At 46.7% G+C, this 24,255-nt stretch carries 17 protein-coding genes and 3 tRNA genes; 19 read left to right on the top strand and 1 reads right to left on the bottom strand.

Annotation, left to right across the window (positions count from 1 at the left end; genetic code table 11):
- The first annotated feature begins 3 nt into the window (after positions 1-3).
- The 19 genes from M2137_RS05790 to M2137_RS05700 all read left to right on the top strand — a co-directional run bounded on the left by M2137_RS05790 (position 4) and on the right by M2137_RS05700 (position 21,714).
- Positions 4-1,797 carry a RagB/SusD family nutrient uptake outer membrane protein gene (locus M2137_RS05790; protein WP_280765516.1) on the top strand — a complete coding sequence of 598 codons (1,794 nt, stop codon included), beginning with the start codon at positions 4-6 and terminating at the stop codon, positions 1,795-1,797.
- A gap of 131 nt (positions 1,798-1,928) precedes the next feature.
- A complete protein-coding gene (locus M2137_RS05785) occupies positions 1,929-3,548 on the top strand; it encodes an arabinan endo-1,5-alpha-L-arabinosidase (protein ID WP_280765515.1) in 1,620 nt (539 codons plus the stop codon).
- A gap of 432 nt (positions 3,549-3,980) precedes the next feature.
- A complete protein-coding gene (locus M2137_RS05780; protein ID WP_280765514.1) occupies positions 3,981-5,291 on the top strand; it encodes a DEAD/DEAH box helicase in 1,311 nt (436 codons plus the stop codon).
- Entirely contained in the window at positions 5,288-6,553 is a 1,266-nt protein-coding gene (locus tag M2137_RS05775; protein WP_280765513.1) for an amidohydrolase, read from the top strand. Before M2137_RS05780 ends, M2137_RS05775 begins: the two co-directional genes overlap by 4 nt.
- A gap of 123 nt (positions 6,554-6,676) precedes the next feature.
- A complete protein-coding gene (locus M2137_RS05770; protein ID WP_280765512.1) occupies positions 6,677-7,495 on the top strand; it encodes a purine nucleoside phosphorylase I, inosine and guanosine-specific in 819 nt (272 codons plus the stop codon).
- Between the two features lie 71 nt (positions 7,496-7,566).
- Positions 7,567-7,639: transfer RNA gene (locus M2137_RS05765), tRNA-Gly, on the top strand.
- Positions 7,640-7,687: 48 nt separating this feature from the next.
- Positions 7,688-7,769: transfer RNA gene (locus M2137_RS05760), tRNA-Leu, on the top strand.
- 11 nt (positions 7,770-7,780) lie between these two features.
- Positions 7,781-7,864, top strand: a tRNA-Leu gene (locus M2137_RS05755).
- Between the two features lie 162 nt (positions 7,865-8,026).
- Positions 8,027-8,266, top strand: coding sequence for a 50S ribosomal protein L28 (gene rpmB / locus M2137_RS05750; protein WP_280765511.1), 240 nt, complete (start codon positions 8,027-8,029; stop codon positions 8,264-8,266).
- A gap of 18 nt (positions 8,267-8,284) precedes the next feature.
- The gene (rpmG, locus tag M2137_RS05745; protein ID WP_280750533.1) at positions 8,285-8,473 is read left to right on the top strand and encodes a 50S ribosomal protein L33; all 189 of its coding nucleotides are present in this window, start codon (positions 8,285-8,287) and stop codon (positions 8,471-8,473) included.
- Between the two features lie 14 nt (positions 8,474-8,487).
- Positions 8,488-8,640, top strand: a complete 153-nt coding sequence (locus tag M2137_RS05740; protein ID WP_277465946.1) for a DUF4295 domain-containing protein — start codon at positions 8,488-8,490, stop codon at positions 8,638-8,640.
- A 217-nt stretch (positions 8,641-8,857) separates the two neighbouring features.
- On the top strand, positions 8,858-9,982 hold the full coding sequence (gene dnaN, locus M2137_RS05735; RefSeq protein ID WP_280765510.1) for a DNA polymerase III subunit beta: 1,125 nt from the start codon (positions 8,858-8,860) through the stop codon (positions 9,980-9,982).
- Between the two features lie 10 nt (positions 9,983-9,992).
- A complete protein-coding gene (locus tag M2137_RS05730; protein ID WP_280765509.1) occupies positions 9,993-10,763 on the top strand; it encodes a 3'-5' exonuclease in 771 nt (256 codons plus the stop codon).
- 2 nt (positions 10,764-10,765) lie between these two features.
- The gene (locus tag M2137_RS05725; RefSeq protein WP_280765508.1) at positions 10,766-11,917 is read left to right on the top strand and encodes an iron-containing alcohol dehydrogenase; all 1,152 of its coding nucleotides are present in this window, start codon (positions 10,766-10,768) and stop codon (positions 11,915-11,917) included.
- A gap of 240 nt (positions 11,918-12,157) precedes the next feature.
- Entirely contained in the window at positions 12,158-13,078 is a 921-nt protein-coding gene (locus M2137_RS05720) for an Ig-like domain-containing protein (protein WP_280765507.1), read from the top strand.
- Positions 13,079-13,288: 210 nt separating this feature from the next.
- Positions 13,289-16,024, top strand: a complete 2,736-nt coding sequence (locus tag M2137_RS05715) for a TonB-dependent receptor (protein ID WP_280765506.1) — start codon at positions 13,289-13,291, stop codon at positions 16,022-16,024.
- A gap of 11 nt (positions 16,025-16,035) precedes the next feature.
- Positions 16,036-17,292, top strand: a complete 1,257-nt coding sequence (locus tag M2137_RS05710; RefSeq protein WP_280765505.1) for a DUF4876 domain-containing protein — start codon at positions 16,036-16,038, stop codon at positions 17,290-17,292.
- Between the two features lie 14 nt (positions 17,293-17,306).
- On the top strand, positions 17,307-18,875 hold the full coding sequence (locus M2137_RS05705) for a DUF6850 family outer membrane beta-barrel protein (RefSeq protein ID WP_280765504.1): 1,569 nt from the start codon (positions 17,307-17,309) through the stop codon (positions 18,873-18,875).
- Positions 18,876-18,894: 19 nt separating this feature from the next.
- A complete protein-coding gene (locus tag M2137_RS05700; protein ID WP_280765503.1) occupies positions 18,895-21,714 on the top strand; it encodes an insulinase family protein in 2,820 nt (939 codons plus the stop codon).
- Between the two features lie 142 nt (positions 21,715-21,856).
- Here the strand turns inward: M2137_RS05700 and M2137_RS05695 are convergent, their stop codons facing one another.
- Positions 21,857-23,911 carry a glycerophosphodiester phosphodiesterase family protein gene (locus M2137_RS05695; protein ID WP_280765502.1) on the bottom strand — a complete coding sequence of 685 codons (2,055 nt, stop codon included), beginning with the start codon at positions 23,909-23,911 and terminating at the stop codon, positions 21,857-21,859.
- Between the last annotated feature and the right edge of the window lie 344 nt (positions 23,912-24,255).

The following is a 24,255-nucleotide window of genomic DNA, read 5'->3' as shown; positions in this document are numbered from 1 at the left end:
ATTATGAAAAAGATACTAACATATATCGTTATAGTGTTTTTTGCAGGCACGGTTATCTCTTGTGATGACTATCTTGACAAAGAATATGATGCCTCATTGTCTGAGACGCAAACGTTCAACAATCCGGATTTGACGAGAGGCTTTCTGGCCAATATCTATACAAGTCTGCCGGATGGATTCGAAGGGTTTGGCGATACGCAATACAGAAGCTCTTTCCGCGATGGGATGACCGACAATTGTATGGCCTGGTGGAATGTGATTTACTTCAATAAAGTGTTGGAAGATGCCTACACGGCTGTGGATCATACCCTGTTGACCCCCTGGTCCAGGAACACCTCTGCCATTCGTAAATGCAATCAGTTTTTAAAGAATGCGAAAGCCTCTGTGGTTGGGAACAGGGAAATTGCCGGTGACGACAACCGTCTGTATGACCGTTATTGTGCGGAAGCCCGTTTCTTGCGTGCTATCTATCATTTCGATTTATTGTGCTGGTTTGGAGATATCCCTATTATTGCAGAGGATGAAGAAGGCGTTCCAATCGTCTTTGACCTGGCAAACCCGGCAGCCATGCAGATGTCGCGCACGAATGCTGCTGAGGCACTGAAGTGGATAGCGGAGGAATGTGACAAGGTGAAAGATCAGCTTCCTTTCCGTTATAGCAATGAAACAGAGAACTGGGGACGTGTCAATGGTGCTGCTGTCTATGCTCTGAAGTCAAGAGCATTGCTTTACCGTGCTTCCAAATTGAACAACCGATCAGAGGATGTTAACTTATGGAAAGAGGCTGCAGAAGCTGCAAACGCTTTTATCACCAAGAATGCTTCTCAAAGCAAGCCGTATAAACTGTATAGTACAGGAAAGGTAAACAACGACTATTATGAATGTTTTGTGACCAACCCGGTGTACAATGACGAATTCATTCTTTGCCGCTCTGTCTGGCGGACAAACACCATTGAATCCCACATGGCACCTTGTGGCTTTGGGGGACAATTGAATGCCGTAGGTCGTACAAACCCGACGCAGAACTTTGTCGATTGCTATGAGACGACAAAAGGATTGCCTATCGATCAGGATCCCGATTACGACGAGAACAACCCGTATGTAAATCGTGACCCGCGTCTGGAACAAACCGTGTTGCACCACAACTCTATTTGGGGTGATGTGGAACAGGAAGAAAGCCGTCCGGTAGATATTCGCTATTCTTTAGGCCCCGATTATGCTTCGTTGCATGGAGGAACATTGACCGGATATTATTGTAAGAAATTCTTGAACAATATTTCTTTTAAAATACCGACCGTACCTGCGCATGCATGGCCTATTTTCCGTTATGGGGAGATCTTACTGAATGCTGCCGAAGCCTATAATGAGGCTTACGGACCCGATCAGGCATACCAGTTTGTGAATCAGATCAGAGCGCGTGTAGGGATGCCGGACTATAAAGGAATGAGTAAAGAGCAGCTGCGTGAGCGTATACGAAACGAACGCCGCATCGAACTCTCTTTCGAAGATCACCGATTCTTCGACGAACGTCGCTGGATGTTGTTCGAAGGGGTTACGCCTGCCAGTGAGAAAAACCTGCCGCGTTACAAACAAATATATAATCTGTATGGTGTCAGAATAACGGGTGATGCCGACGATCCTGAATATACCTATGGACCTGCCGAGTCTCATCCGCTTCGTACGTTTAACAGTCCTAAAAACTATTACTTGCCTATACCGGATAACGAAACGAAACGACTGCCAAACCTTGGACAAAATCCGGGATGGGAAATTGGAACATCTGGAAGTAGCAATTAAATTTTGCAGATAACAGTTGTGACAGATGTTTAAGTTGTGGGAAGACTGATTTATATCAGTCTTCCCTTTCTCTACATCAGCAATTCTGAGTAAAAAGAAACGGTGTTTAATACCAATAAATGACAACGCGTATGAAATCGCATATATGGCTTTCCCTGTTTGTTGGCTGCCTCCTGCTTGGAACAGCCTGCGGTGATGATAATGAGATTCCTGAACCGGATCCCAACAACCCGCTCAACAGCTACAAGGCGCCCACCTACAGCGACGACTATACCGCTATGGCTGCCTGGAGCCAGCGCGACCGGTGGAATCTGGCAAACGTACACGATCCGACGGTGATGAAGGCCGATGATGGTTACTATTATATGTACCAGACCGATGCCTCTTATGGCAATGTACACGCCGGAAACGGCCATTTTCACGGACGTCGTTCCAAAGACCTGGTGAACTGGGAATACCTGGGTGCAACCATGCCGGAGGCGGCTCCCTCCTGGGTCAAGGAAAAGCTCAATGAGATACGCGCACAGCAGGGGCTTGCGCCTATCGAAAACCCGAACTATGGCTTTTGGGCACCCGTTGCCCGCAAGGTGGCTCCCGGTCGCTACCGTATGTATTACTCCGTCATTATTGACCATTTTATCAAGACAGGAGCGCCCAATACAGGAAACAATTTCGATAATTCCTGGACGGAACGTGCCTTCATCGGCCTGATGGAAACGAACGATCCGGCCTCCAATCGTTGGGAAGACAAAGGCTTTGTAGTCTGTTCCGCCTCCGATAAAGGGATGAATGAGTGGACACGCCCCTCTACTAACAACTGGGAAGGCTATTTCAAATGGAACGCGATCGATCCCACGTATGTGATTACCAAAAGCGGTGCGCATTGGTTGATCTATGGTTCCTGGCATAGCGGTATGGCCGCCCTGCAGGTCGATCCTGAAACAGGCAAGCCGCTTGAAGAGCTTACGGATCCCTGGAATATCACAGAACAATCGCCCTACGGGCAGCTTATCTACAGCCGGGGACGTTATCGCTGGCAGGGATCGGAGGCGCCGGAAATAATCTATAACGCTGAAACGGACTACTATTACCTGTTTGTCGCCTACGATGCGCTGGGCACGCCCTACAACACCCGCGTGGCTCGTGCCAAAGAGGTTACCGGTCCCTATTACGGCATCGATGGGAAGGATATCACCCTGAGCGAGAATATACTTCCCGTGGTGACCCATCCGTATAAGTTTACCGACGGACACGGTTGGGTGGGCATCTCGCACTGTGCCATTTTCAACGATGGTGCGGGCAACTGGTATTATGCCTCCCAGGGACGTCTTCCCGAAGGCATTGCCGGTATCAACGTGAGCAATGCCGTTATGATGGGACATGTACGTAGCATTCGCTGGACGGACGATGGCTGGCCATTGGTTATGCCTGAGCGCTATGGTGCCGTGCCTGCTGTCGAGATCACCGAAGAGGAGATTGTCGGCACCTGGGAACATATCGATCTCTCGTATAGCTATGGCAAACAAAAAACGGCAACGACCATGACCTTCTCGAAAGATCATACGGTTACCTCCGGGACATGGAAGGGAGCCGGTTGGTCGTTCGATAAAACAAACCAGGTACTCACCGTCGACGGTGTCAAACTCTACCTGCAGCGTGAGGTAGACTGGGAAGCCTCTCCACGCACCCATACGATCGTCTACGCCGGTTATACCGCCCCCAAAACCTATTGGGGAAAGAAACGTCAGTGATCCTCCGATCCATCGGTGGAAAAATGGCTTTAGCTGAATAGATTATTCATTTGGCTAAAGCCATTTTTCTTGCTTTATGTTACCGTCAGCTAAAGCAGACGGCAATCGAAGATCAACCTACAAAGATATGCAACCTCCCCGGTTGCACCTGCTAGTATGGGTTTGTAAACAAACGTTAAAACGTCCATTTCTGGCGAAACCCCCAAATTACGATTTGTAATTTTGGCGGGACTTTGCGCGCAAAAAGGTGGGACTTTGGAGACAAACTCCCGGGAGAAACATTTTTTAACGTATGGATTTGTAAGTAAAATAGCCGTTTTGCTTACAATCGATATTTTAACATTCTTCTTTTTTCTGTTGCTCCCGGCGGGATATGATCTGTTTCGCATAGGAATGTGTATATTTGCTTGCTAAAAAAAGAGATAGCGGTATATGGCTGAAAATGAAATGATCTCGCGCGCGTTGAAGAATGCCGGTGTAGCTTCGCTGAATGAGATGCAACAGGCGGTGTTGGACGCGGGCACGACAAAAGATATGCTTCTATTGAGTCCGACCGGCTCGGGAAAGACCCTGGGCTTTCTCCTGCCGTTGCTGACTGTATTAGGTTCGGAGGAGAAGAAGATACAGGCTTTGATTGTGGCTCCATCGCGTGAGCTGGCACTACAGATCGAGACGGTATTACGCTCGTTGGGCACGGGGTATAAGGTGAACTGCTGTTATGGCGGCCATCCCTTCCGTACGGAAAAGAAAAGCCTGGAGCATGCACCGACGGTGTTGATTGCTACGCCCGGACGCCTGGTAGATCATATCGAACGAGCCACGGTGAATCTCGATACGGTGCATACGCTTATTCTCGATGAATTCGATAAATCGCTGGAACTGGGCTTCCTTTCCGAAATGAAAGAGATTCTGGCACATCTCCCGGCTTTGCGGCGGCGAGTATTGACCTCGGCCACCGAAGCGGTGGAGATCCCCTCGTTCGTCGGCATGAAATCGCCGGTTCGCCTCTCGTTTCTGAGCGAGGTGCGCGAGTCGCGCAATCTGACCGTGCGGCAGGTGTACTCTCCTCAGAAAGATAAACTGGAAACATTGTATCGTCTGCTCGGAGAGTTACAAGGAGAGTCCGCTTTGGTGTTCTGCAATCTGCGGGAGGCGGTCGAGCGGGTCAGTAATTGGCTGACAAGCGAGGGGGTGGATAATGTCTTTTTTCATGGCGGTATGGAGCAGCCCGAACGCGAACGGGCCTTGTCTTATTTCCGCAATGGCAGCGCGGCTGTCTTTATATCGACCGACCTGGCTTCGCGCGGGTTGGATATTCCCGATGTGCATCATGTGATTCATTACCATCTGCCTTTGAATGAAGAGGCTTATATTCACCGCAACGGACGCACGGCGCGTATGCACGCTTCGGGAAATGCTTTCCTGATTCTGAACCCGGAGGAGTTTGTGCCCGAATATATCGATCGTGAGCCGGAGGAGTTCTTTCTGCCGGCTGTGGCCAAAAAGCCCGTTCCGTCGCCTTGGGTAACCCTCACGATTAACCGGGGGAAGCGCGATAAATTGAGCAAAAAAGATATTGTCGGCTTTTTGTTTCAGAAGGGAGGATTGGAAAAAGAGGAACTGGGCGTGGTCGAAGTGAAAGAAAGCTGTTCGTATGCCGCGGTGAAACGCGAAAAATACAAATCGTTGTTAAATCGGATCGAAGGCGAAAAAATTAAAAATGTAAAAGCTCGTTTCTCATGATACTGTCCGATATATTAATAAAAAATGTCCTGTTGTGCGATAAGGTGACCGATATATATATTAAAGGAAACCTTATAAAGGAGGTAGGTGAAAACCTCTCTGTGGATGCTTCGCGGGTGATCGACGGGAGCGGCAAAGCGGTGATACCGGGATTGGTGAATACGCATACGCACGCAGCGATGACGTTGTTTCGTGGTTTTGGTGACGATATGAAACTGATGCCCTGGCTGGAGGAGAAGATTTGGCCCAACGAGGCGAAGATGACCGACGAGGATGTGTACTGGGGCGCTAAACTGGCCTGTCTGGAGATGATCAAATCGGGGACGACTACCTTTTTTGATATGTATCAGCGCCTGGAGGCTACGGCACAGGCGGTGGAGGAGATGGGCGTTCGCGGGGTGTTGTCGGGCGTTTGCTTCGATCACTTCAACCCGGAACTGATGCGCAAAGGCAAGCAGAAACTGCGTGAGCAATATGGCCGGGTCGGAGCCTTTTCCGATCGGATCACCTATTCGCTGGGACCTCATGCTATTTATACCGTATCGGGGGAGATGCTTCAATGGGTAAACCGCTTTTCGGAAGAGAACGGTTTGTTGATCCATCTGCATCTGGCGGAGACGGAGGAGGAGGTGGCTAATGCGGTGCGTGATTTTGGGTTGACGCCCGTGCGCTATTTGCATCGATTGGGTGTACTTTCTCCGCGTTTGTTGATCGCGCATGGGGTGTATGTGGATGAGGGGGAGATCCAATTATTGGCGGATTATGGCGTGAAGGTGGCGCATAACCCGGCGTCGAATATGAAATTGGGATCCGGTATCCATTTTCGGTTTAAAGAGATGAAAGAGAAGGGTGTTGCGGTCGGGATAGGAACCGATGGCTGTTCCTCGTCGAACAACTTAGATATGGTGGAGGCAATGAAATTGGCTTCGCTTTTAGGAAAAGGCTGGCGTAAGGATCCGGAGGCGTTGACAGCCGGGGAGATGCTGGAGGCGGCCACTGCTGTGGGGGCTTCAATCGCCGGACTGAATGCCGGACGGATAGCCGAGGGCTGCCTGGCTGATTTGTGCCTGATCGATCTGAAGATGCCTGTTTTTGCGCCTAATTTCCATTTTGTGTCGAATCTGGTCTATGCCGCCAATGGTAGTTGTGTGGATACGGTTATTTGTAACGGACGGATTTTGATGGAGAATAAAAAAGTCGCAGGCGAAGAAGCTATCCTGGAGAAGGCCTCGGAGGTGGCTTATCGGTTGATGGAAAGATGAATGGGGGAGAAGTTATAGAAGAATAGCTCCATGCGTAACGCGGGGTCAATGGATATACAAACTGTTGCGCCACGTAGTGGTGCTATATTAGAATAGATACATTAAAAAATAAAGAATAGAAATATGATAAAAACTGAACACTACAAAGAGGCGGCTGATTATATCAGGGTGCGGATGAAGGGGGTGCCGGAGACGGCTATTGTGTTGGGGAGTGGCCTGGGGGCGCTGGCGGATCAGATTACGGATCCGGTGGTTATACCTTATAAAGAGATCCCTCACTTTATGACATCGACCGTGTCGGGGCATAAGGGCAATGTGATCTGCGGTAAACTGGGAAGCCGCGATGTAATCGCCATGCAGGGGCGCTTTCATTATTATGAAGGCTACACGATGCAACAGGTGACCTTCCCCATACGTGTGATGAAGTTGCTGGGTATTAAAAACCTGTTGGTGTCGAATGCCGCCGGAGGAATTAATACGTCGTTTAAGATTGGCGACCTGATGATCATACGCGATCATATCAATATGCAACCCAACCCGTTGATCGGTCCCAATAACGAGGACTTCGGCCCCCGCTTCCCGGATATGACGCGTCCGTACGACCGTGAACTGATCCGTCTGATGGAAGAGATCGCCGACACGCAGGGAGTGACTTTGAAGAAAGGCGTCTATGTGGGGCTGACAGGGCCTTCGTATGAGACACCGGCGGAGTATGCTTTCTTTGGAAAAGCGGGCGGAGACGCGGTCGGGATGAGTACGATTTCAGAGGTGATTGTGGCGCGCCATGCAGGGATACGGGTCTTTGGTATGTCGGTCATTACGAATGAAGGATATCATTTCGCTGATGATTTTATGAACGATGGAGCCGATGTGATTGTGCAGGCAAACCGTGCTGCTAACGTGATGACCCGCTTATTTACAGCCTTGGTCGAAAAAATCTGAAAAAACAGCGAAAAAACAGCGAAGAAAGTTTTGTGAAAAAGAAAAATCACTCTATCTTTGCAGCCGTTATTGCGAAAGTAGCTCAGTTGGTAGAGCATAACCTTGCCAAGGTTAGGGTCGCGGGTTCGAATCCCGTCTTTCGCTCTGGCGTACAAGGGAGGTAAGAGGTTCTCCTTTTTTTGTATTGGAAATGCCCAGGTGGCGGAATTGGTAGACGCGCTCGTTTCAGGTGCGAGTGTCGCGAGACGTGCAGGTTCGAGTCCTGTTCTGGGCACCCCTTATTACGCGCAGGTGGTGGAATTGGTAGACACGCTACTTTGAGGGGGTAGTGCCGGTTACGGCGTGTGAGTTCAAGTCTCATCCTGCGTACAGCCTCAGATAACTATTTTTTCTTCCGCTTCTGTTCAAGATGCTATGTTCCGGAGAAGGGAGATTTCTTAATTATATTTTCGGGTGAAAGTTGTATGCTTCAGTAAAAATGTATATCTTTGCGCCCTATTTGTTTAGAAAAAGAATAAAATAAATAAAGAGATGTCTAAGATTTGTCAAATTACCGGAAAGAAAGCAATGGTTGGCAATAACGTTTCTCACTCCAATCATCGGACGAAACGTAAATTCAATGTTAACCTGTTTACAAAAAAGTTCTACTGGGTAGAACAGGATTGTTGGGTTAGCCTCAATATTTCAGCCGCAGGATTGCGTACGATCAACAAAGTTGGATTGGATGCCGCGATCAAACAAGCCGCTGAAAAAGGTTTTTTAAACGCATAATGTCGGAGGAAATAGAAAATGGCAAAAAAAGCAAAAGGCAATAGAGTACAGGTGATTCTGGAATGTACCGAACACAAAGAAAGCGGTATGCCGGGTACGTCAAGATATATCACAACAAAGAATCGGAAAAACACAACGGCTCGTATGGAGTTGAAGAAATACAATCCGATCCTGAAGAGAATGACATTGCACAAAGAAATTAAATAATAGGAGATTAAACAATGGCAAAGAAAGCAGTTGCAACTTTTAAGAAAGGTGACGGCCGTACCTATTCCAAGGTAATCAAAATGGTTAAGTCTCCGAAGACAGGCGCCTATATCTTCCAGGAAGAGATGGTTCCTAATGAAGCTGTGAAAGATTATTACGCGAAATAAGTCGCGGTTAGAAAGGATATCTAAAACTTCTTTTCCACGGGATGTGGGGAAGAAGTTTTTTTGTTTCCTGATCTTTCCTGTTTTTATAAGAGGTGGCGGTCGTACGAATAGAATTATTTATTACTTTTGCTCCACTTAGCCGGAAGAGGTTTGTGGGTCAACCCGTTGCTCTTTTGATGTTTAAAAAGAATATGTATAACAGAAAAAATATAGAACCATGAGATTTGATGTATCCAGCACAGCGCTATTGTCCCGTTTACAGTCTATTAGTAAGGTGATCGCATCCAAGAATTCTTTGCCGATTCTGGATAGTTTTCTTTTTGATTTGAATGGTGATAAGCTGACAATAACCGCTTCTGACGCGGAAACCCGTATGGTTACTTCGGTGGAAGTGATGAACGTACAGGGCGAAGGCCTGTTTGCCATTACAGCTAAAAACCTGTTGGAACCGTTGAAGGAGCTGCCGGAACAACCGCTTACTTTCGATATTAATGAGAGTAGTATGGAGGTGTTGATTCACTTCCAGAATGGTAAATACAGCTTTATCGGACAGAAGGGCGATACCTATCCGCAACAAAAACCGCTGAAGGAGAACGCCATCTCGCTGACCATCGACAGCCAGAAGTTATTGAGTGGTATCAGTCGCTCGCTGTTTGCGACCGCCGACGACGAACTTCGTCCGGTGATGAATGGGATCTATTTTGATATACATACGGACGATCTGACGTTTGTGGCTTCTGACGGGCATAAATTGGTGCGCCTGCGTAACCTGGCTATTCAATCGCCGGAGAGAGCCTCGTTTATTCTTCCTAAAAAACCGGCCAATCTATTGAAGGGTGTGCTTGGAAAAGAGACAGAAGAGGTGAAGATTACCTTCGATGAGAACAACGCTTATATTATCTGCCAGTCGTTTGAGATGGTATGTCGTCTGATCGAAGGGCGTTATCCGAACTATAATAGTGTGATTCCTCAGGAGAACCCTTATAAGGTGAATATCGACCGCCTCTCTTTCCTGAATGCCTTGAAGCGTGTTTCCGTATTCTCCAATCCGGCAAGCAGTTTGGTGAAGTTGCAGCTTTCGGCCAATCAGATGGTTGTTTCCGCACAGGATATCGACTATTCTACTTCTGCAGAAGAGACGATTGTTTGCCAGTTTGACGAAGCGGAAATGAGTATCGGATTTAAATCGACCTATCTGATCGAGATCCTTAGCAATATAAACTCGGAAGAGGTGATACTGGAACTGGCGGATCCTTCCCGTGCCGGACTCATCGTGCCATCGGAAAATGAAGAAAACGAAGATCTTCTGATGCTGCTTATGCCGATGATGTTGAATGATTAACAACCGATAAATGCAATTAAACCTTAGAAACCCGTTGGTCTTCTTCGATTTGGAGACCACGGGTATCAATATTGTGAAAGATCGTATTGTCGAGATTTCCTACGTGAAAGTCTTCCCTAACGGCAAGGAGGAGGGCAAGACTTATCGGATAAATCCCGGTATGCCTATCCCGCCGGAGTCGACCGTTTTCCACGGTATAACGGATGAGGATGTAAAAGACTGCCCGACCTTTAAAGAAATTGCCCGGAACCTGGCGTCCGAAATAGAAGGATGCGACCTGGCTGGGTTCAACTCCAATCGTTTTGATATTCCTTTGCTGGCGGAAGAATTCCTGCGGGCAGAGGTGGATATAGACTTCCGCAAGCGAAAGTTTATTGATGTGCAGACGATTTTCCACAAAATGGAACAGCGCACCCTGTCGGCTGCCTATAAATTCTATTGCCATAAAGAGCTGGAAAATGCACATACGGCTGAAGCCGACACAAAGGCAACCTATGAAGTATTGAAGGCTCAGCTCGATCGTTATCCGGAATTGGAGAATGATATGGCTTTTCTGGCTAAGTTCTCAAGCCATAACAACAATGTCGACTTCGCAGGACGCGTAGTCTATGATGATAATGGAGTAGAGGTGATCAACTTCGGGAAATACAAAGGGCGCCCGGTGGCTGAAGTCCTGGAGGCGGATTCGGGTTATTATGGCTGGATCCTGGGAGGCGATTTCCCCTTAGATACCAAAAAAGTATTTACTGAAATAAAGCTGCGCGGTTTTAATTCCAAATAACCATGGATAATTTTGATTTTTGTAATCCGGTAAGGGTGGTCTTCGGAAAAGGAATGATTGCCCGCTTATCGACACTTATTCCTGTGTCTGAACGTGTATTGTTGTTATATGGTGGCGGAAGCATCCGTAAGAACGGGGTGTACGACCAGGTGGTAAACGCATTGCAAGGCCATCGGGTGGTTGAGTTTGGTGGTGTCGAAGCCAACCCACATTACGAAACCTGTATGCAGGCGGTGGAACTGGTGCGTAAAGAAAAACTGACCTTTATCCTGGCCGTTGGTGGCGGTTCTGTGGTGGATGCCGCGAAGTTTATAGCCGCTTCCGTTTGTTTTGAGGGTGATCCTTGGGCGATTCTCTCTGAAGGAAAGGCGATAGAGCAGGCCTTGCCTATCGGAGCGGTGATTACTCTGGCAGCGACAGGCTCTGAGATGAACCACCGGGCAGTGATCACTCGTGTTTCGAGTGGTGAGAAACTGAATTTTGCCAGTCCGAAAGTCTACCCGCAGTTTGCTGTTTTAGATCCCGAAGTAACCTATTCTTTGCCGCTCCGGCAGGTGGCTAATGGGGTGGTAGACTCGTTTATTCATGTGATAGAGCAATACCTTACCTATCCGGTGAATGCCAAAGTGCAGGATGCATTTTCGGAAGTGTTGATGACGGTGATCGTGGAAGAGGGGCGGAAAGTGCTGAAAGATTCCAATAACTATGATATACGAGCCAATCTGATGTGGGCGGCAACCAACGCTTTGAACGGATGGATCGGGCAGGGTGTGCCACAGGACTGGTCGTCGCACCGCATTGGTTATGCCATGACGGCACAGTTTGGTCTGGATCATGCCCAAACCCTGGCGGTGATTCTGCCGGGCGTGATGACCTATATGCAGAAAGAAAAGGCGGAAAAGATCATGCGCCTGGGAGAGGTGGTCTTTGATATTACCGAAGGAGAGCCCCGGGAACGCGTACTAAAGAGTATCGAAGCCTGCGAATCCTTCTTCCGGGAGATGGGTATTCAGACACGTCTTTCCGATTATGGCATCCGCGAATCCGATTTGGATAGCCTTGTCTCTCAAGTGAAACAGATGGATTGGCATTTGGGCGAACATGCCAATATCGATGATAAGGTAGCCCGGGATATACTGATGTTGCGGTTGTGAAAACCATTTTCCCTGTTTTTCTATTGCTTTTCGTCTTGCAGCGTAAAGTAACTCTTCTATGGCTCTACTTTGGTAAGAACTGATTGTCATAATGTAAAGAAAAAGTCTCTTTTTGCTTACATTTTTGCTGATTAACATGAAATATATTGATAAAGATTGTTTGAAAATAAAGTTGTGTAAAACAAATGCCTATATTCGCAAAGTAAATATTTGTCCAACACAATTTAAAGTACAATTTTTATGAAAAAGGTTTTTTTGTTTTTATCCGTTGCTGCGCTGCTACTTAGTGGATGTGGTGATGACGAAGTGAGGGTGGGATCTGTAACCGTAACGGCTACATCCACGGAGTTTATTGTTGGTAATGCGCTGCCTACTTTAACGGCTGTGGTTACTCCTGATGATGCGGATAACAAAACCGTTACCTGGTCTTCCAATAAACCGGAGATTCTGGCTGTAGATGTCGAAACAGGCGTTTTAGAACTGAAAGTTACCGATTTGGAAGAATCGGAAGAAGTGAAAATCACAGCTATGGCCGACGGTCAGTCTGATGATGTTACCATTACGGTAAAAGGGCTGATCTCCTATTATGAAATTCTTGATTTCTCGAGTGAATTCGGACTGTTGGTTCTTGACCGTAACGTTGGTGCGACTGCTGCTTACGACAAGGGTGCTGCAGATAATACAGCAGCTAACGGTAACTTCTATCAGTTAGGAAGAAATGTGGTTGTTGCAACAGGAGCGACGGAAGCTGCGAATGCTGAGTTTGATGCCAATTGGACTGCCGAATCTGCAGGCTATGTAGATTGGTCAGTACCGGCAAATACTCCCTGTCCGAAAGGTTGGGGCGTTCCAAATCAGACGCAATTTGTCGCTATGATGAAGCTTTTGGAGAATTATAACATTGATTTGGTTGATTTTGATATGATCACTAAGGAAGAATATGATGCTGCGAAGGCTGCTAATGCTAAAATGAAATTAGCGAAGTCTGGTTATTTCCGCGAGGCTTCTAAAAAATATCTTCCCGGTGCGGAGGCCTTTTGGTCGGCGGCTTACCATACATCAGGTGCTCCATGGGGTTATGTTCATAATCTTTTCCCCAATAAATCAAGGGAAACTGCCAAAGTTGCCATGCCTATTCGTTGTGTGAAGGCTGCTCCTTAATCAACGTTTATCTTATACAGCCAAGCTACATGGACACTGTTCCCATGTAGCTTGGCTTCTTTTCTCTTCTGAACGCATGAGTACGATCTTTTGCGTGAGTCAAATTTATTTCTCAATATTACCGGTATGCACATCGGAAACATTACTTTTATTAAATCGACCGCTATACTGGTTTTGTTATGCGGTATAAGCTTTCTCTGCCCTTTCGAAATGTTTGCGCAGAGTGTATCCCGCACAGATTTTGAAGGGGTTGTACTGGATAAGAACAGCCGGGAGCCGATCATTGGAGCAACAGTGAACCTGCCTCAATACGGGTTGTGGGCTGTCACAAATATAGATGGGGAGTTTATCTTTAAGAACGTCCCCGAGGGAGAAACCGCGATAGCATTCCAGTATGTTGGAATGGTCAAACTTGAAACGCGAACAACAATAAGTAAACAAACAGGCAATATTCCCCGATTTTATATGGAGGAAGCCAATTTCGGGATTGAGGAAATCACCGTAGTTGCCAAATCGAATAAAACGGGAGCTTCGACAGCATCGACCATATCACGTTCAGCCATCGATCACTTGCAGGCGACCAGCCTAAGTGACGTATTGGAGCTGTTGCCGGGTCAATTAGCCTCTAATCCATCCTTGACATCAGCCTCCAAGCCGAGCCTGAGACAGGTGCAAAGCGATGGGCTAAATAGTATGGGCACATCGATTGTGATAAATGGTGTCCCGGTATCTAACAACGCCAACCTGCAGGTAGGGAATACAGCCACTGACGGTGTATTGACCACCGGATATACCTCTACGGCTGGTTCTGGAACAGATATGCGACGCATTTCGGCGGATAATATAGAATCGGTGGAAGTTATACGGGGCATACCTTCCGTAGAATATGGTGACCTTACTTCCGGCGTGATCATTGTTAATCCGAAAGCCGGCAAGTCGCATTATCAAGCGCGCCTTAAGATTAATCCCACCTTGACACAGGCCTCGGTAAGCAAAGGATTTGCTGTAGGTAAAAAAGATGGAAGCCTGAGTGTGGATTTCGACTACGCAAAATCGCTTGCCGATGAGAGACGCCCTTATCAGGGTTTTCAGCGCGTAACGGCTAATATGCTCTATTCGCGTACGTTTTTAGACAACATACGCACGACCTCCGGGCTGCGATTCTATTCCGACTTGGATGCGCAAAAGCTTGACCCGTCGGATATCAAATACCAACGCAAACGCTCGTCGGAGAATACGGGCTTCAATTTCAATACGAATATCTTGTGGTCGTTGAATCAAGATTTTCTGAAGTCTGTCCGTTTCAATGTTTCAGCTGATTATGCCGAGCAAAAAGGGTATACCCAGGAGATAAAAGGGAATTTCGGTTATATGGTCACATCAGCTATGCTGGATGGCACGGTAGCCTCCAACCGTTCAGAACAGGTAGTAAGAGCAGATGGACAGCTTGTGACAAATACAGATCAACCCGGACGGGAAGCACTTACCAATATTCTTCCGTATGAATTTCTGACGCAGATGACCACCTACGGTAAACCTCTGAATATCTTTGCCAAGGCAGTAGCAAATATGTTTACTGAATTCGGAGGTTTCGACAATCGGATTGTGGCAGGTGCAGAGTGGAGAACGGATGTGAATTTCGGGCGTGGTAAGGTTTTCGATCCGCTGATGCCTCCCACTGCAGGGTTGCGGATGCGTCCTTATAAAGATATTCCGGCGCTCAACCAGTTGTCGGTATATGTGGAAGACAATGTCTCCAAAACGATTGCCGGACGGGATCTTAAATTACAGTTGGGTCTTCGTTATGATATGATACAGCCGGGACGTAACGACGGTGGGAATGTGTTCTCGCCACGCTTTAATGCCTCTTACGAAATTATTCCCAAGACCCTGACCATACGGGGCGGATGGGGGATTACTGCAAAAGCGCCGCCGTTGGTTTACCTCTATCCTGCTCCGGCCTACTTTGACTTTATCAATTTCAATAATATCGGTGCGGCAGGTCTTGCGGACGAACAGAAGTTGAGCATTGTCACCACGAAAGTGTTCGATACCTCTAACTCAAGCTTGAAAATTGCGAAGAATACCAAAAGCGAAATAGGATTTGAATTTGAACATGGAGGAATGAGCTTCTCGGTGACGGTTTTTTTGGAAAAACTGAAAAATGGCTACTCGTTCTCGACCGACTTTAGCTCGTACCATCTTTTTGAACTGGTGAAATACAGGGGGACGGAACGCCCGGGTACCTATCCGGCATTGACGGTGGATCCGGCTGCCACGAAGAATATGGTAATGAGCTATAATACGCCAATGAATAACCGGGTGAATCAAACGAAAGGTCTTGAATTCGACTTTGATTTCGGTCGAATAAATGCTATCCGTACCTCGTTTGTCTTCAATGGTGCTTGGATGAAGAGTGAGATGTATTCCACCACGCCCTCTTTCTTTCAGAAAAATCCTGACGCTGACGGTAATTACAAAGATATTGGTGTTTACGGAGCCGGCGATGGAAGCAGCTACGAACGATTGTCGACCAATCTTCGTATTATCCACAATATACCGAAAATCAGCTTTGTAGTCTCCCTGTCAATACAGACTATATGGAGCGACAAACATACATACCTTGGATTGGATAATACAACGCCGATAGGGTATATGTCGGTACAAAACGGATTAAAGTATATTGCCCTTAATCCCGGCGATGTGATCAATCCGGATATACAGAAGCAGATACTGGAAAGCCGTTACATTACCGAATCCTATAATCCATTATGGCTTTTTAACTTGCGCTTGACCAAAGAAATACGCAATACGCTTGGGTTTACTTTCTTCTTGAATAATGTGTTTATGAACCAGCCACTCGAAGAGAGTAAACGAAATCCCGGGAACTATACGCTTCGTAATCCGAAGCAGTTCTTTGGTGCAGAAGTTTGGGTCAAATTTTAAAGTTTGCAACAATGAAAAATAAGACAAGAAATAGTATATTTTATGTCGCGATCCTATTTTGGATATTCGCTACCTCCTGCCGTGAGGACAATGCCCCCGATTCGTATTTTGTGGAACCATTTGAAATACATCTTACCTACGAAGGATTGGGGGAAAGCCGGGCATTTACGAATCTGTTTGATGTCACCTTAACTAACAACACAGAACAGTTTACCTATAAATTTACCAGTGACGAATGGGGTAAACTGATGCTTGAAAAGCTGATGCCGGGTGAGTATACCATTAATATCATGGGTGAACTGACCGCAGAGGAGGTCGCCTGGATAACAGGGGAAGCGGATGCGAAAAAAGCACCGCTCGCTGGATTTGTGTCGGGCGTAAACCTGAAGTTGGGGGCGGCCAGTACGCTCGATCCGATTAAGCTGATACCGAGCACCAGTAGCTCGATTATATTCAAGGAGTTGTATTATGCCGGTTCGCGAACGCTGAGTAACGGTACCTACCGTAACGACGGATTCTTTTCCATATACAACAATTCCCTGGCTCCGATAGAAATCAACGATCTCTATATAGGTATGGTTGAAAATTTCGGTGGTATAGGCCAGGCAGGGCCGCTGTGGCCCGGAGAAGAACTGGGCAATTACCAACACATATACCTCAAAAGTGCTTGGAAGATCGTTGCTGGAGAAGAACCGGTAGGGATTGGCCCGGGACAAACACTGACCATTGCTGTCATGGCGGCTCCACATAATAAAGATGCGCAATACAACCTTAATTCGCCGGTAGACCTCTCTGCTGCTGATTACGAGGCATACAGCAATGATCCACGGAATCCGAATATCGATTTCCCGGCTCCGAATATGAGACTCGCTTTCTGGCCCGATTATGCCTTCCTATGGAGAATGGGGGTTTTTGGACAGGGAATGGTGCTGATTGCTGCTGCAGCGGACGAGTTTGAAAACTTTGACGTATTGGCGGTTCCGGAGTCTTTTCAGGATCCGTTCGAGAATGAAGAGTACTGGTTGTGCAAGAAAGTCCCCATTTCTTACGTAATAGATGCGGTAGACCTAATACAAAATTCAACGGTAACCAACACAAAACGTTTTCCGCCGTCGCTTGATGCCGGATTTGCAACCGTGGCGGGAACTTATCTCTCGAAAAGCGTGATTCGCAAGGTTAAGGAGCGTGTGGGTGGTATAGCTATTTATCAGGATACAAACAATTCAACAGAAGACTTCGTAATAAACGATACTCCTTTGTCTGAATAGTAAAACGAAAGTCAATGAATATCAATAAATATATACTCGTATTTCTAGCGGCCATCTCTATAAGGGTATCCGCGGTCGGTGCTCATCCTGTCGATACATTGACGGCTGGAGGCAACCCATTTGTACTCGAACAGTTCAAGAAGACCAACCCTTTAGCGGGGCTGGATAATGCTTCTGCTGTTATGTTGGGAGAGCGGTTATTGTATGCTGATGTTTCACTCGGAACGGAGATTGGGAATGGTAGTTTTCATCGTCCACAACAACCCAAACGTGTGAACAATTACCTCTTTTCCGCTGAGGGCTCGGCCTACCTTGGTTCGTTTTATGTCAGTGGCGGTTTCCGGTTTCAGCAGGCCAAAGAAAGAGAGGTGCAATTCAATTCAATATTCAACCCCTACCGAGGTACTCCCTACATTATTGCCGATAGTACAGGAGGTAACTGGACCAAACAATCGTATGCCATGTGGGCGAAACTGGCCTCTCCGTTTGTCAACGATCGGCTCTCTTTCGGGCTGACGCTGGGATTGGATGTGAACCGTGGAGCAAAGAAGATCGATCCGCGTCCCCAGTCGAATACGAATCGCATAGATATCGCTCCTTCTGTTACCCTGCGGCTGGCGGAGAAACATTCACTAAGTGCGAGTTTTCTCTACAGTCGTTTCCGGGAAAATGTAAACCTAATGCTCTATGATTCGGGAGAATCCCAAAAGATCTATCTGTTGAAAGGTATGGGGCAATATACCTATGATATTTTTAGCGGCAATGACCGTGAACGTAAATATGCGGGAGACAGTTATGGCGCTGCTGTCGACTATATCTTTCTATCTGACAGAGTCAGTTTGGTGGCTGGAGGCAAGTATAATAACTATCTTGAGGATGCATCCGATATTGAGAATAATAAGCCGCGACTACGGGGGCGGTTGTATGAAACAGACTGGCAAGGATATTTCCATCTGACGCTCAAGGGAAATCGTGCATGGCATACCGTGAAAGCAAGTTACGCATGGCAGGAACGCTCGGGTAGGGAGGTTATTCAGGTATTCAATTCTTCACCGGAGGTAAACGCCTGGGTAATGCAGTCTGAAGCTCCGCGTCGTTCGGTCGTGGCAACCAGCCGGGCGGGAATTGAATATGCGCTTTACCTTTCGCCAACACGGGAAGGATATCACCGTTGGCGGTTTGCAGTAGGAAGTTCCTGGACGGATTTCTCCGACGATTATAAAGTGCTCGATTCTTATATCCGTTACCAATCTGCTTTGACCACCCTGTCGGTGGAAAGAATTATACCCGGAGAAACCTGCTATTTTAAGATCGGACTTGACGGGTCGTATAACGGGGTCTGGGATCGTGATGTGAACTATACAGTTAGGGAGGAAAATGATCAGATAATTGGTGAGAAACTAATAAATCCCGATTATCAGATTATGACTTCTCATTTTGTCTCCGGATTCCTAAACCTAACGGCAGGCTACGAGTTGAAGAACGACCGCAGTATTTGGCTCAAGGTGGGTGGAGGGTATCTGAAGACCAGCGATGAACGGAGTCGTACAGATTTCCGGGTTTCGTTGGGTTACACATTCTAAAAACTAATAAGGCATCACGATGTTAACAATAAAAAGGTTTATTCTTCTTTTACTGCTGCTACTGCCGTTTGCAGATGCGATACAGGCACAACAAATTCCTTATTCGCCGGAAAGCTTATTGCCGTTCGATCCTAATGTAAAAAAGGGAACGCTGCCCAACGGGCTGACCTATTACATCCGTAATAACCATGTGCCGGCTGACAAAGTAGAACTGCGCTTAATGATTAACGCCGGATCTATCCTGGAGGAAGAACAGCAACAGGGGCTTGCTCATTTCTTAGAACATCTTTCATTCAAAAAGACAAAACTCTTTCCAGAAGGCGATATGATCCGTCGGTTGGAGGAGGTAGGTGTTCGTTTCGGGCATGAACTTAATGCGTATACCTCTTTCGAAGAAACGATCTATTATCTACCCATTGCTTCCGAACACCTGAATTTAGGTCTTTCGGTACTGAAGGAATGGGCTGTGAACCTTTCGCTGACCGATGAAGAGATAGACAAGGAAAGAGGGGTTATTCTTGAAGAATTAAGATTGGGCGACAATGCTGGAAAACGCCTGCGTGCGCAATACCTACCCATCCTGATGGAGGGTTCGCTCTATCCCGAACGGATGCCTATCGGGAAGTCTGAGGTGCTCGAAACATTTCCTTATGAAGAGTTACGTAGTTTTTATCATCGTTGGCATCGCCCGGAACTGATGGCTGTTGTGGCAGTGGGGCATATCGACCCGATAGAAACAGAGAAAAAGATAACAGAGCTTTTCGGCGATATACCTACCACACCGGCCGGTACGCTTTCGCGTCCCCTTACGGTAGTCCCCGACCATGCACAAGCAAAGGCCGTTGTGGCAACCGACCCGGAAACGCGGGGATGCTCAGTCGAAATATCATACAAGCATATCCCCAGGCAAGCCGTAACCCAACGCGATTATGTCGAACAAAATGTGTTTGACGCACTCTATGCCTCCATGATGAATGGTCGATTGAGTGAATTGGTCTCCTCTATGGAGAATCCTCCTTTTTCGGATCCTCAGGCGGGCTATTCCAATTATTTCCGCGGGGTGGATACCTATTCTGTCTATGCACGGACAACTCCCGGTGATGTGATCCGCACTTTGCAGCAGCTTGCCGTGGAGGATGAACGGGTTTTGCGACATGGATTTACAGAAACCGAACTTGACCGTGCTAAGGCCAAAATGCTGAGACGATTTGAGCGTTATTATAATGAACGAGACAGAACAGCATCCGACCTGCTGGCAGATGACTACCAACTCAATTTTCTTTCGGGAATACCGATGCCCGGTGCCGCTTTCGAATATGGACTGTTGCAGACGGTGTTGCCCGGTATCACTGCCGAACAGATTTCGGCAAAGGCAAAAGAGTATATGACCCGGAAAAATAGAACCGTGGTTGTGACGGGATCAGAAAAAGATGGAGTCGTATATCCTTCAACGGAAGAATTGATTGCTATACTCGATGAGGTAAAGAGTCTGGAGATAGAACCATACGATGATGGTGAGGTGGTCACGGAGTTAATGTCTTATACGCCTGCACCCGGCAAAATCCTATCGCAACGCTATTTCGAGGATGTCGATCTGTACGAATGGGAACTTTCGAACGGAGCCAAGGTTGTATTTAAGATGACCGATTTCAAGAACGACGAGATATTGTTTCGCTCTACCTCCGACGGTGGATTCAGCATGTACCCGGAATCGTACGATATGTCTGCCCTCTATGCCACGCGCATTCAAGATAAGAGTGGAGTGAACGGGATAAACAATACACAGTTGATGCGTCTTATGGCGGGCAAAGTGATCTCGATTACCCAGTCGTTGGTGATGTATAACGAGTCGATGTCGGGACGTTTCTCACCGAATGACGCGCAGGATTTTTTCCAATTAGTCTATCTTTATCACACAGCACCCTATTTCGACCGTGCAGAGTTTGATAAACTGATGCGTCAGGAGAAAGCTGACTATGAAAGTTTGCTGGTAACACCGGAAAATTATTTCGGTTACCAGATCAACGAGGTGATTAATAATGGCAATCCGCGGCGAAACCGATGGCCGGTTCCGGATAACTTAAACCAGGTGGATTTCGATAAGGCGGTAGAAGTTTATAATTCCCGCTTCGGCAATGCGGCTGGCTTTACATACTGCTTTGTGGGAAATATCGATACCGTCGCTTTGCGCCCTCTGGTGGAGACTTACCTGGCAGGAATCCCTGGCGATCAGGAAACTAAACCATGTATTGTGGAACAGTATTTTTCTTCCCCTCGTCTTCGCAAAACCTATACATATCATAAAGGAAACGATGAAAGCAAAGCCCGTGTCTCGCTACGTTTCATCAAGGACGCTGTTTGGGATAAAGAGACGGAATTTGCCTATCGTCAGTTCGTCGAGATATTAAATACGCGTATTTTTGAGACTTTGCGCCTCGAAATGAGCGGCATATACGGAGCGTCGGTTAGCGGGAAAATGGCTCAGGCACACGAACAGGAGGCGAGTCTTTCTATAACGTTCGGTACGAACACAGAAGCCTATAAACAGCTAACGGAAAGAGCTGTGTTCGAACTTAAGAAGCTTTTAGCCGAAGGCCCTTCGGAAGAAGAGGTGGCGCGGGCGAAAGAGAAGTTAAGGGTTGCTCACAACACTGCTTTGAGGCAGAATGCCCGCTGGTTGATCGACATAATGAATGCGTACCGTTATAATGAAAAAGTCGATAGTCCGCAGGAACGTTTGCAGGCTATTGAATCGCTCTCTTCCGACCAGATTCGTCAAGCAGGGCTTCAGTATGTCGATACTGATAATTATCTGGAGTTTCTCCTTTTACCGGAGTAACAGATTCCCTTTAGAAATCGTACGCTTTGAAGTGTCGAAAAAGAATGTTATGCTACAAGATAAACATATTATATTGGGTGTAACCGAGAAATATTGATGTTGCGGTTGTAAAATCTGAAACGCCCTTTCTGTATCATCGCAATTAGTGATTTTTAATCAGCAGTGTTGCTAATTCGGGATAATCAGTTGTGATGAAGTCAACACCCAGTTCAATCATTTCTGCTAGTTCGCCTGGCGTGTTGACTGTCCAAACATTTACTGTTTTTCCTAAATCTTGCATTTGTGCGACCCAGCTTTTATTAGCCCGAATGGTTTCTATGTAATAATCCATATGAAGCCCCAACTCATTTAATTGTTGCGGCGGACAGGCTCCACCCAGATAAGCCACCGTAGCATCAGGTTGTAATTCCAACATTTTTTTGCAAATCTCTATATTGAATGCAATATATTCTACTTGGTCGGCGATGCCGGATGCCTGAACTAACTTCTGTGTTTCCGTTACTATACGGTGATTGTTGGCTGCATTTTTATGCGTTTTGATTTCCAGTATCAATCGGGTTGACGGGTCTTTCTTGCCCTGTTCCAGGAAATCTTCTAATGTGGAAAGCATTTCTCCTTTGCGTAAAGCAATATCTTTTAATTGATTAAATGTTGCCTCTTCTATTTTGAGGTTATTGATTGAGTCATCATGATTTATAACAATCTTTCCATCTTTCGTTATCCATAGATCAAACTCTGCGCCGTAAACACCGATTTCTTGTGCTTTTTTTAGTGCGGCAACAGAGTTTTGTGGTGATCCGGTGGTCCAATATCCGCGATGGGCAATAACCTTGGGCTTTTTCGGTAATTTGTTGACCACTTTGAGTGTCGTAAAACCTAAGTCCATTTCTTTTTCATCCCGCACAACGAAGAATCGATATTCTCCTGATGTAAAGCCTTTCGGTATTGTGATTGTTACATGGTTTTCGGTAATATGTCCATCGCAGATATATATGTTTTCAGCGCAGGAAGTAGATTCCAATTTTATCTTATCACCCGATTTAAACCCTTTACCTCTGATGATGTACTCTCCTTCCTGTAAGACTTGTTTGGGAGTAAGAGATATTTCCGTAATATGGATTCCATTCAGTTCGGGTTGCAAATCTTTTAATTCATTCCATAGTAATTCTATCTCTTTGGCTATTAACGGTCTGTCGTAAAGACGAGCAATGGCTACCTCTCCTTGCCAGGGCGTTTCTCCTCCACCGGGGGAGGCGTCGGCACCTATGCCAAACCATTGACAGGTCGCAGCAGGAAAATTAAAATTTCCTTGGGTGTTTTCTGTTGCTTTAAGCACACCATCTACATATATAAAAGCCTTTCCTTCTTCTTTGTTCCAAACGCCTACAATATGATAATATCGGCCTTTCTCAGGTGATACCCCACTGTTTGTCCAAACATATCCACTGCCTATGTGAGGCAGGAAGACGAAAGAGTTGTTTCTTGCATGATTGCCCACCAAAAAACCGGTGCCTCCTCCTTCATGCGTGCTAAACATTTTTATTTCCTGATCGGGTAGTGGAGTGTCTGTCTCCAATAGGCAGAAGGTCTCCATGGTATGCCCGTCAGCAATAGCCTCCTTCAGTTTCTGATTGGAAGAATAGTCGATTTTGTAATATCCCGATGATATGGTTGTGCCAGTGTGTTTGAATCGTGCGATGTGACGATTGTATGTGGTGTTATATGCGGTGCATAGCCCGTCTCCTTTTAGGGTTGTCACCTTTATACTTTCAGAAGCAATATTATCCGCCGTACCGTCTGTTTTGAAAACTAAATCAATCAGGTCTGCTTTGGGCATTTGCGCCTTTGCCTGAGAAAGAAGGATCGACTGTTTAGCGTTTGGCAAGGAGGATAGGCCGAATGTTATGGTGGTAATACGCTGGTTATCCGTTGGATTTGCTGAAACTTTCAATATTAGACTTGTATCCGTTTGGGCTTTTTCTGTTAACCAATCGCTCGAAAGCGTATACTCCCACTTTGGTGCATTGGTTGTAACGGCAAATGTGACTTCTCCACCCTGAGCCGGTAATTCCGACAGAGTGGTTGGTGTGGCAAACAACGTTAACGGCGCTTCTACATCTTTGTTACTGCAAGAGAAGGACATACATATCAATAATATGATAAATAGTATGTCCACAACAGGTGCGACTTTTTGCATATTATTTAAATCAGTTAAGTATTAGAAAAAGCAGGCCTTTCTCAAAAGAGGCTTGGAACTATACTTAAATAGGCACATCAAGATATACTTTGTTTTACTATTCTGACGCTACATTTGCACTTTCACCCACTTGAAATACTTGCGACATGCTATTAAGCTACTTTTTCATAGGGGGTAAAGGTACAAAAAGGATATAATTAAACCAAATCTCCAATTCGTGCGTCTATGAGCAGTGTGTTCCGGGAGTTTTCTATCGTCGAGGGGGGGGGGGGGGGGGGTGGGGGGGGGGGGGGGGGGGGGGGGTGGTGGGGGGTGGGGGGGGGGGGGGGGGGGGGGGCGCGGGG

The sequence above is a fragment of the Parabacteroides sp. PFB2-10 genome (assembly GCF_029893085.1).
In the GTDB taxonomy this organism is placed as follows: domain Bacteria; phylum Bacteroidota; class Bacteroidia; order Bacteroidales; family Tannerellaceae; genus QVMG01.
This window is presented reverse-complemented; position numbering and strand designations above follow the sequence as displayed.

Coding starts and splice junctions, on each gene's coding strand:
- M2137_RS05790 (WP_280765516.1), top strand. CDS start 4: ATGAAAAAGATACTAACATATATCGTTATAGTGTTTTTTGCAGGCACG.
- M2137_RS05785 (WP_280765515.1), top strand. CDS start 1,929: ATGAAATCGCATATATGGCTTTCCCTGTTTGTTGGCTGCCTCCTGCTT.
- M2137_RS05780 (WP_280765514.1), top strand. CDS start 3,981: ATGGCTGAAAATGAAATGATCTCGCGCGCGTTGAAGAATGCCGGTGTA.
- M2137_RS05775 (WP_280765513.1), top strand. CDS start 5,288: ATGATACTGTCCGATATATTAATAAAAAATGTCCTGTTGTGCGATAAG.
- M2137_RS05770 (WP_280765512.1), top strand. CDS start 6,677: ATGATAAAAACTGAACACTACAAAGAGGCGGCTGATTATATCAGGGTG.
- rpmB (WP_280765511.1), top strand. CDS start 8,027: ATGTCTAAGATTTGTCAAATTACCGGAAAGAAAGCAATGGTTGGCAAT.
- rpmG (WP_280750533.1), top strand. CDS start 8,285: ATGGCAAAAAAAGCAAAAGGCAATAGAGTACAGGTGATTCTGGAATGT.
- M2137_RS05740 (WP_277465946.1), top strand. CDS start 8,488: ATGGCAAAGAAAGCAGTTGCAACTTTTAAGAAAGGTGACGGCCGTACC.
- dnaN (WP_280765510.1), top strand. CDS start 8,858: ATGAGATTTGATGTATCCAGCACAGCGCTATTGTCCCGTTTACAGTCT.
- M2137_RS05730 (WP_280765509.1), top strand. CDS start 9,993: ATGCAATTAAACCTTAGAAACCCGTTGGTCTTCTTCGATTTGGAGACC.
- M2137_RS05725 (WP_280765508.1), top strand. CDS start 10,766: ATGGATAATTTTGATTTTTGTAATCCGGTAAGGGTGGTCTTCGGAAAA.
- M2137_RS05720 (WP_280765507.1), top strand. CDS start 12,158: ATGAAAAAGGTTTTTTTGTTTTTATCCGTTGCTGCGCTGCTACTTAGT.
- M2137_RS05715 (WP_280765506.1), top strand. CDS start 13,289: ATGTTTGCGCAGAGTGTATCCCGCACAGATTTTGAAGGGGTTGTACTG.
- M2137_RS05710 (WP_280765505.1), top strand. CDS start 16,036: ATGAAAAATAAGACAAGAAATAGTATATTTTATGTCGCGATCCTATTT.
- M2137_RS05705 (WP_280765504.1), top strand. CDS start 17,307: ATGAATATCAATAAATATATACTCGTATTTCTAGCGGCCATCTCTATA.
- M2137_RS05700 (WP_280765503.1), top strand. CDS start 18,895: ATGTTAACAATAAAAAGGTTTATTCTTCTTTTACTGCTGCTACTGCCG.
- M2137_RS05695 (WP_280765502.1), bottom strand. CDS start 23,911: ATGCAAAAAGTCGCACCTGTTGTGGACATACTATTTATCATATTATTG.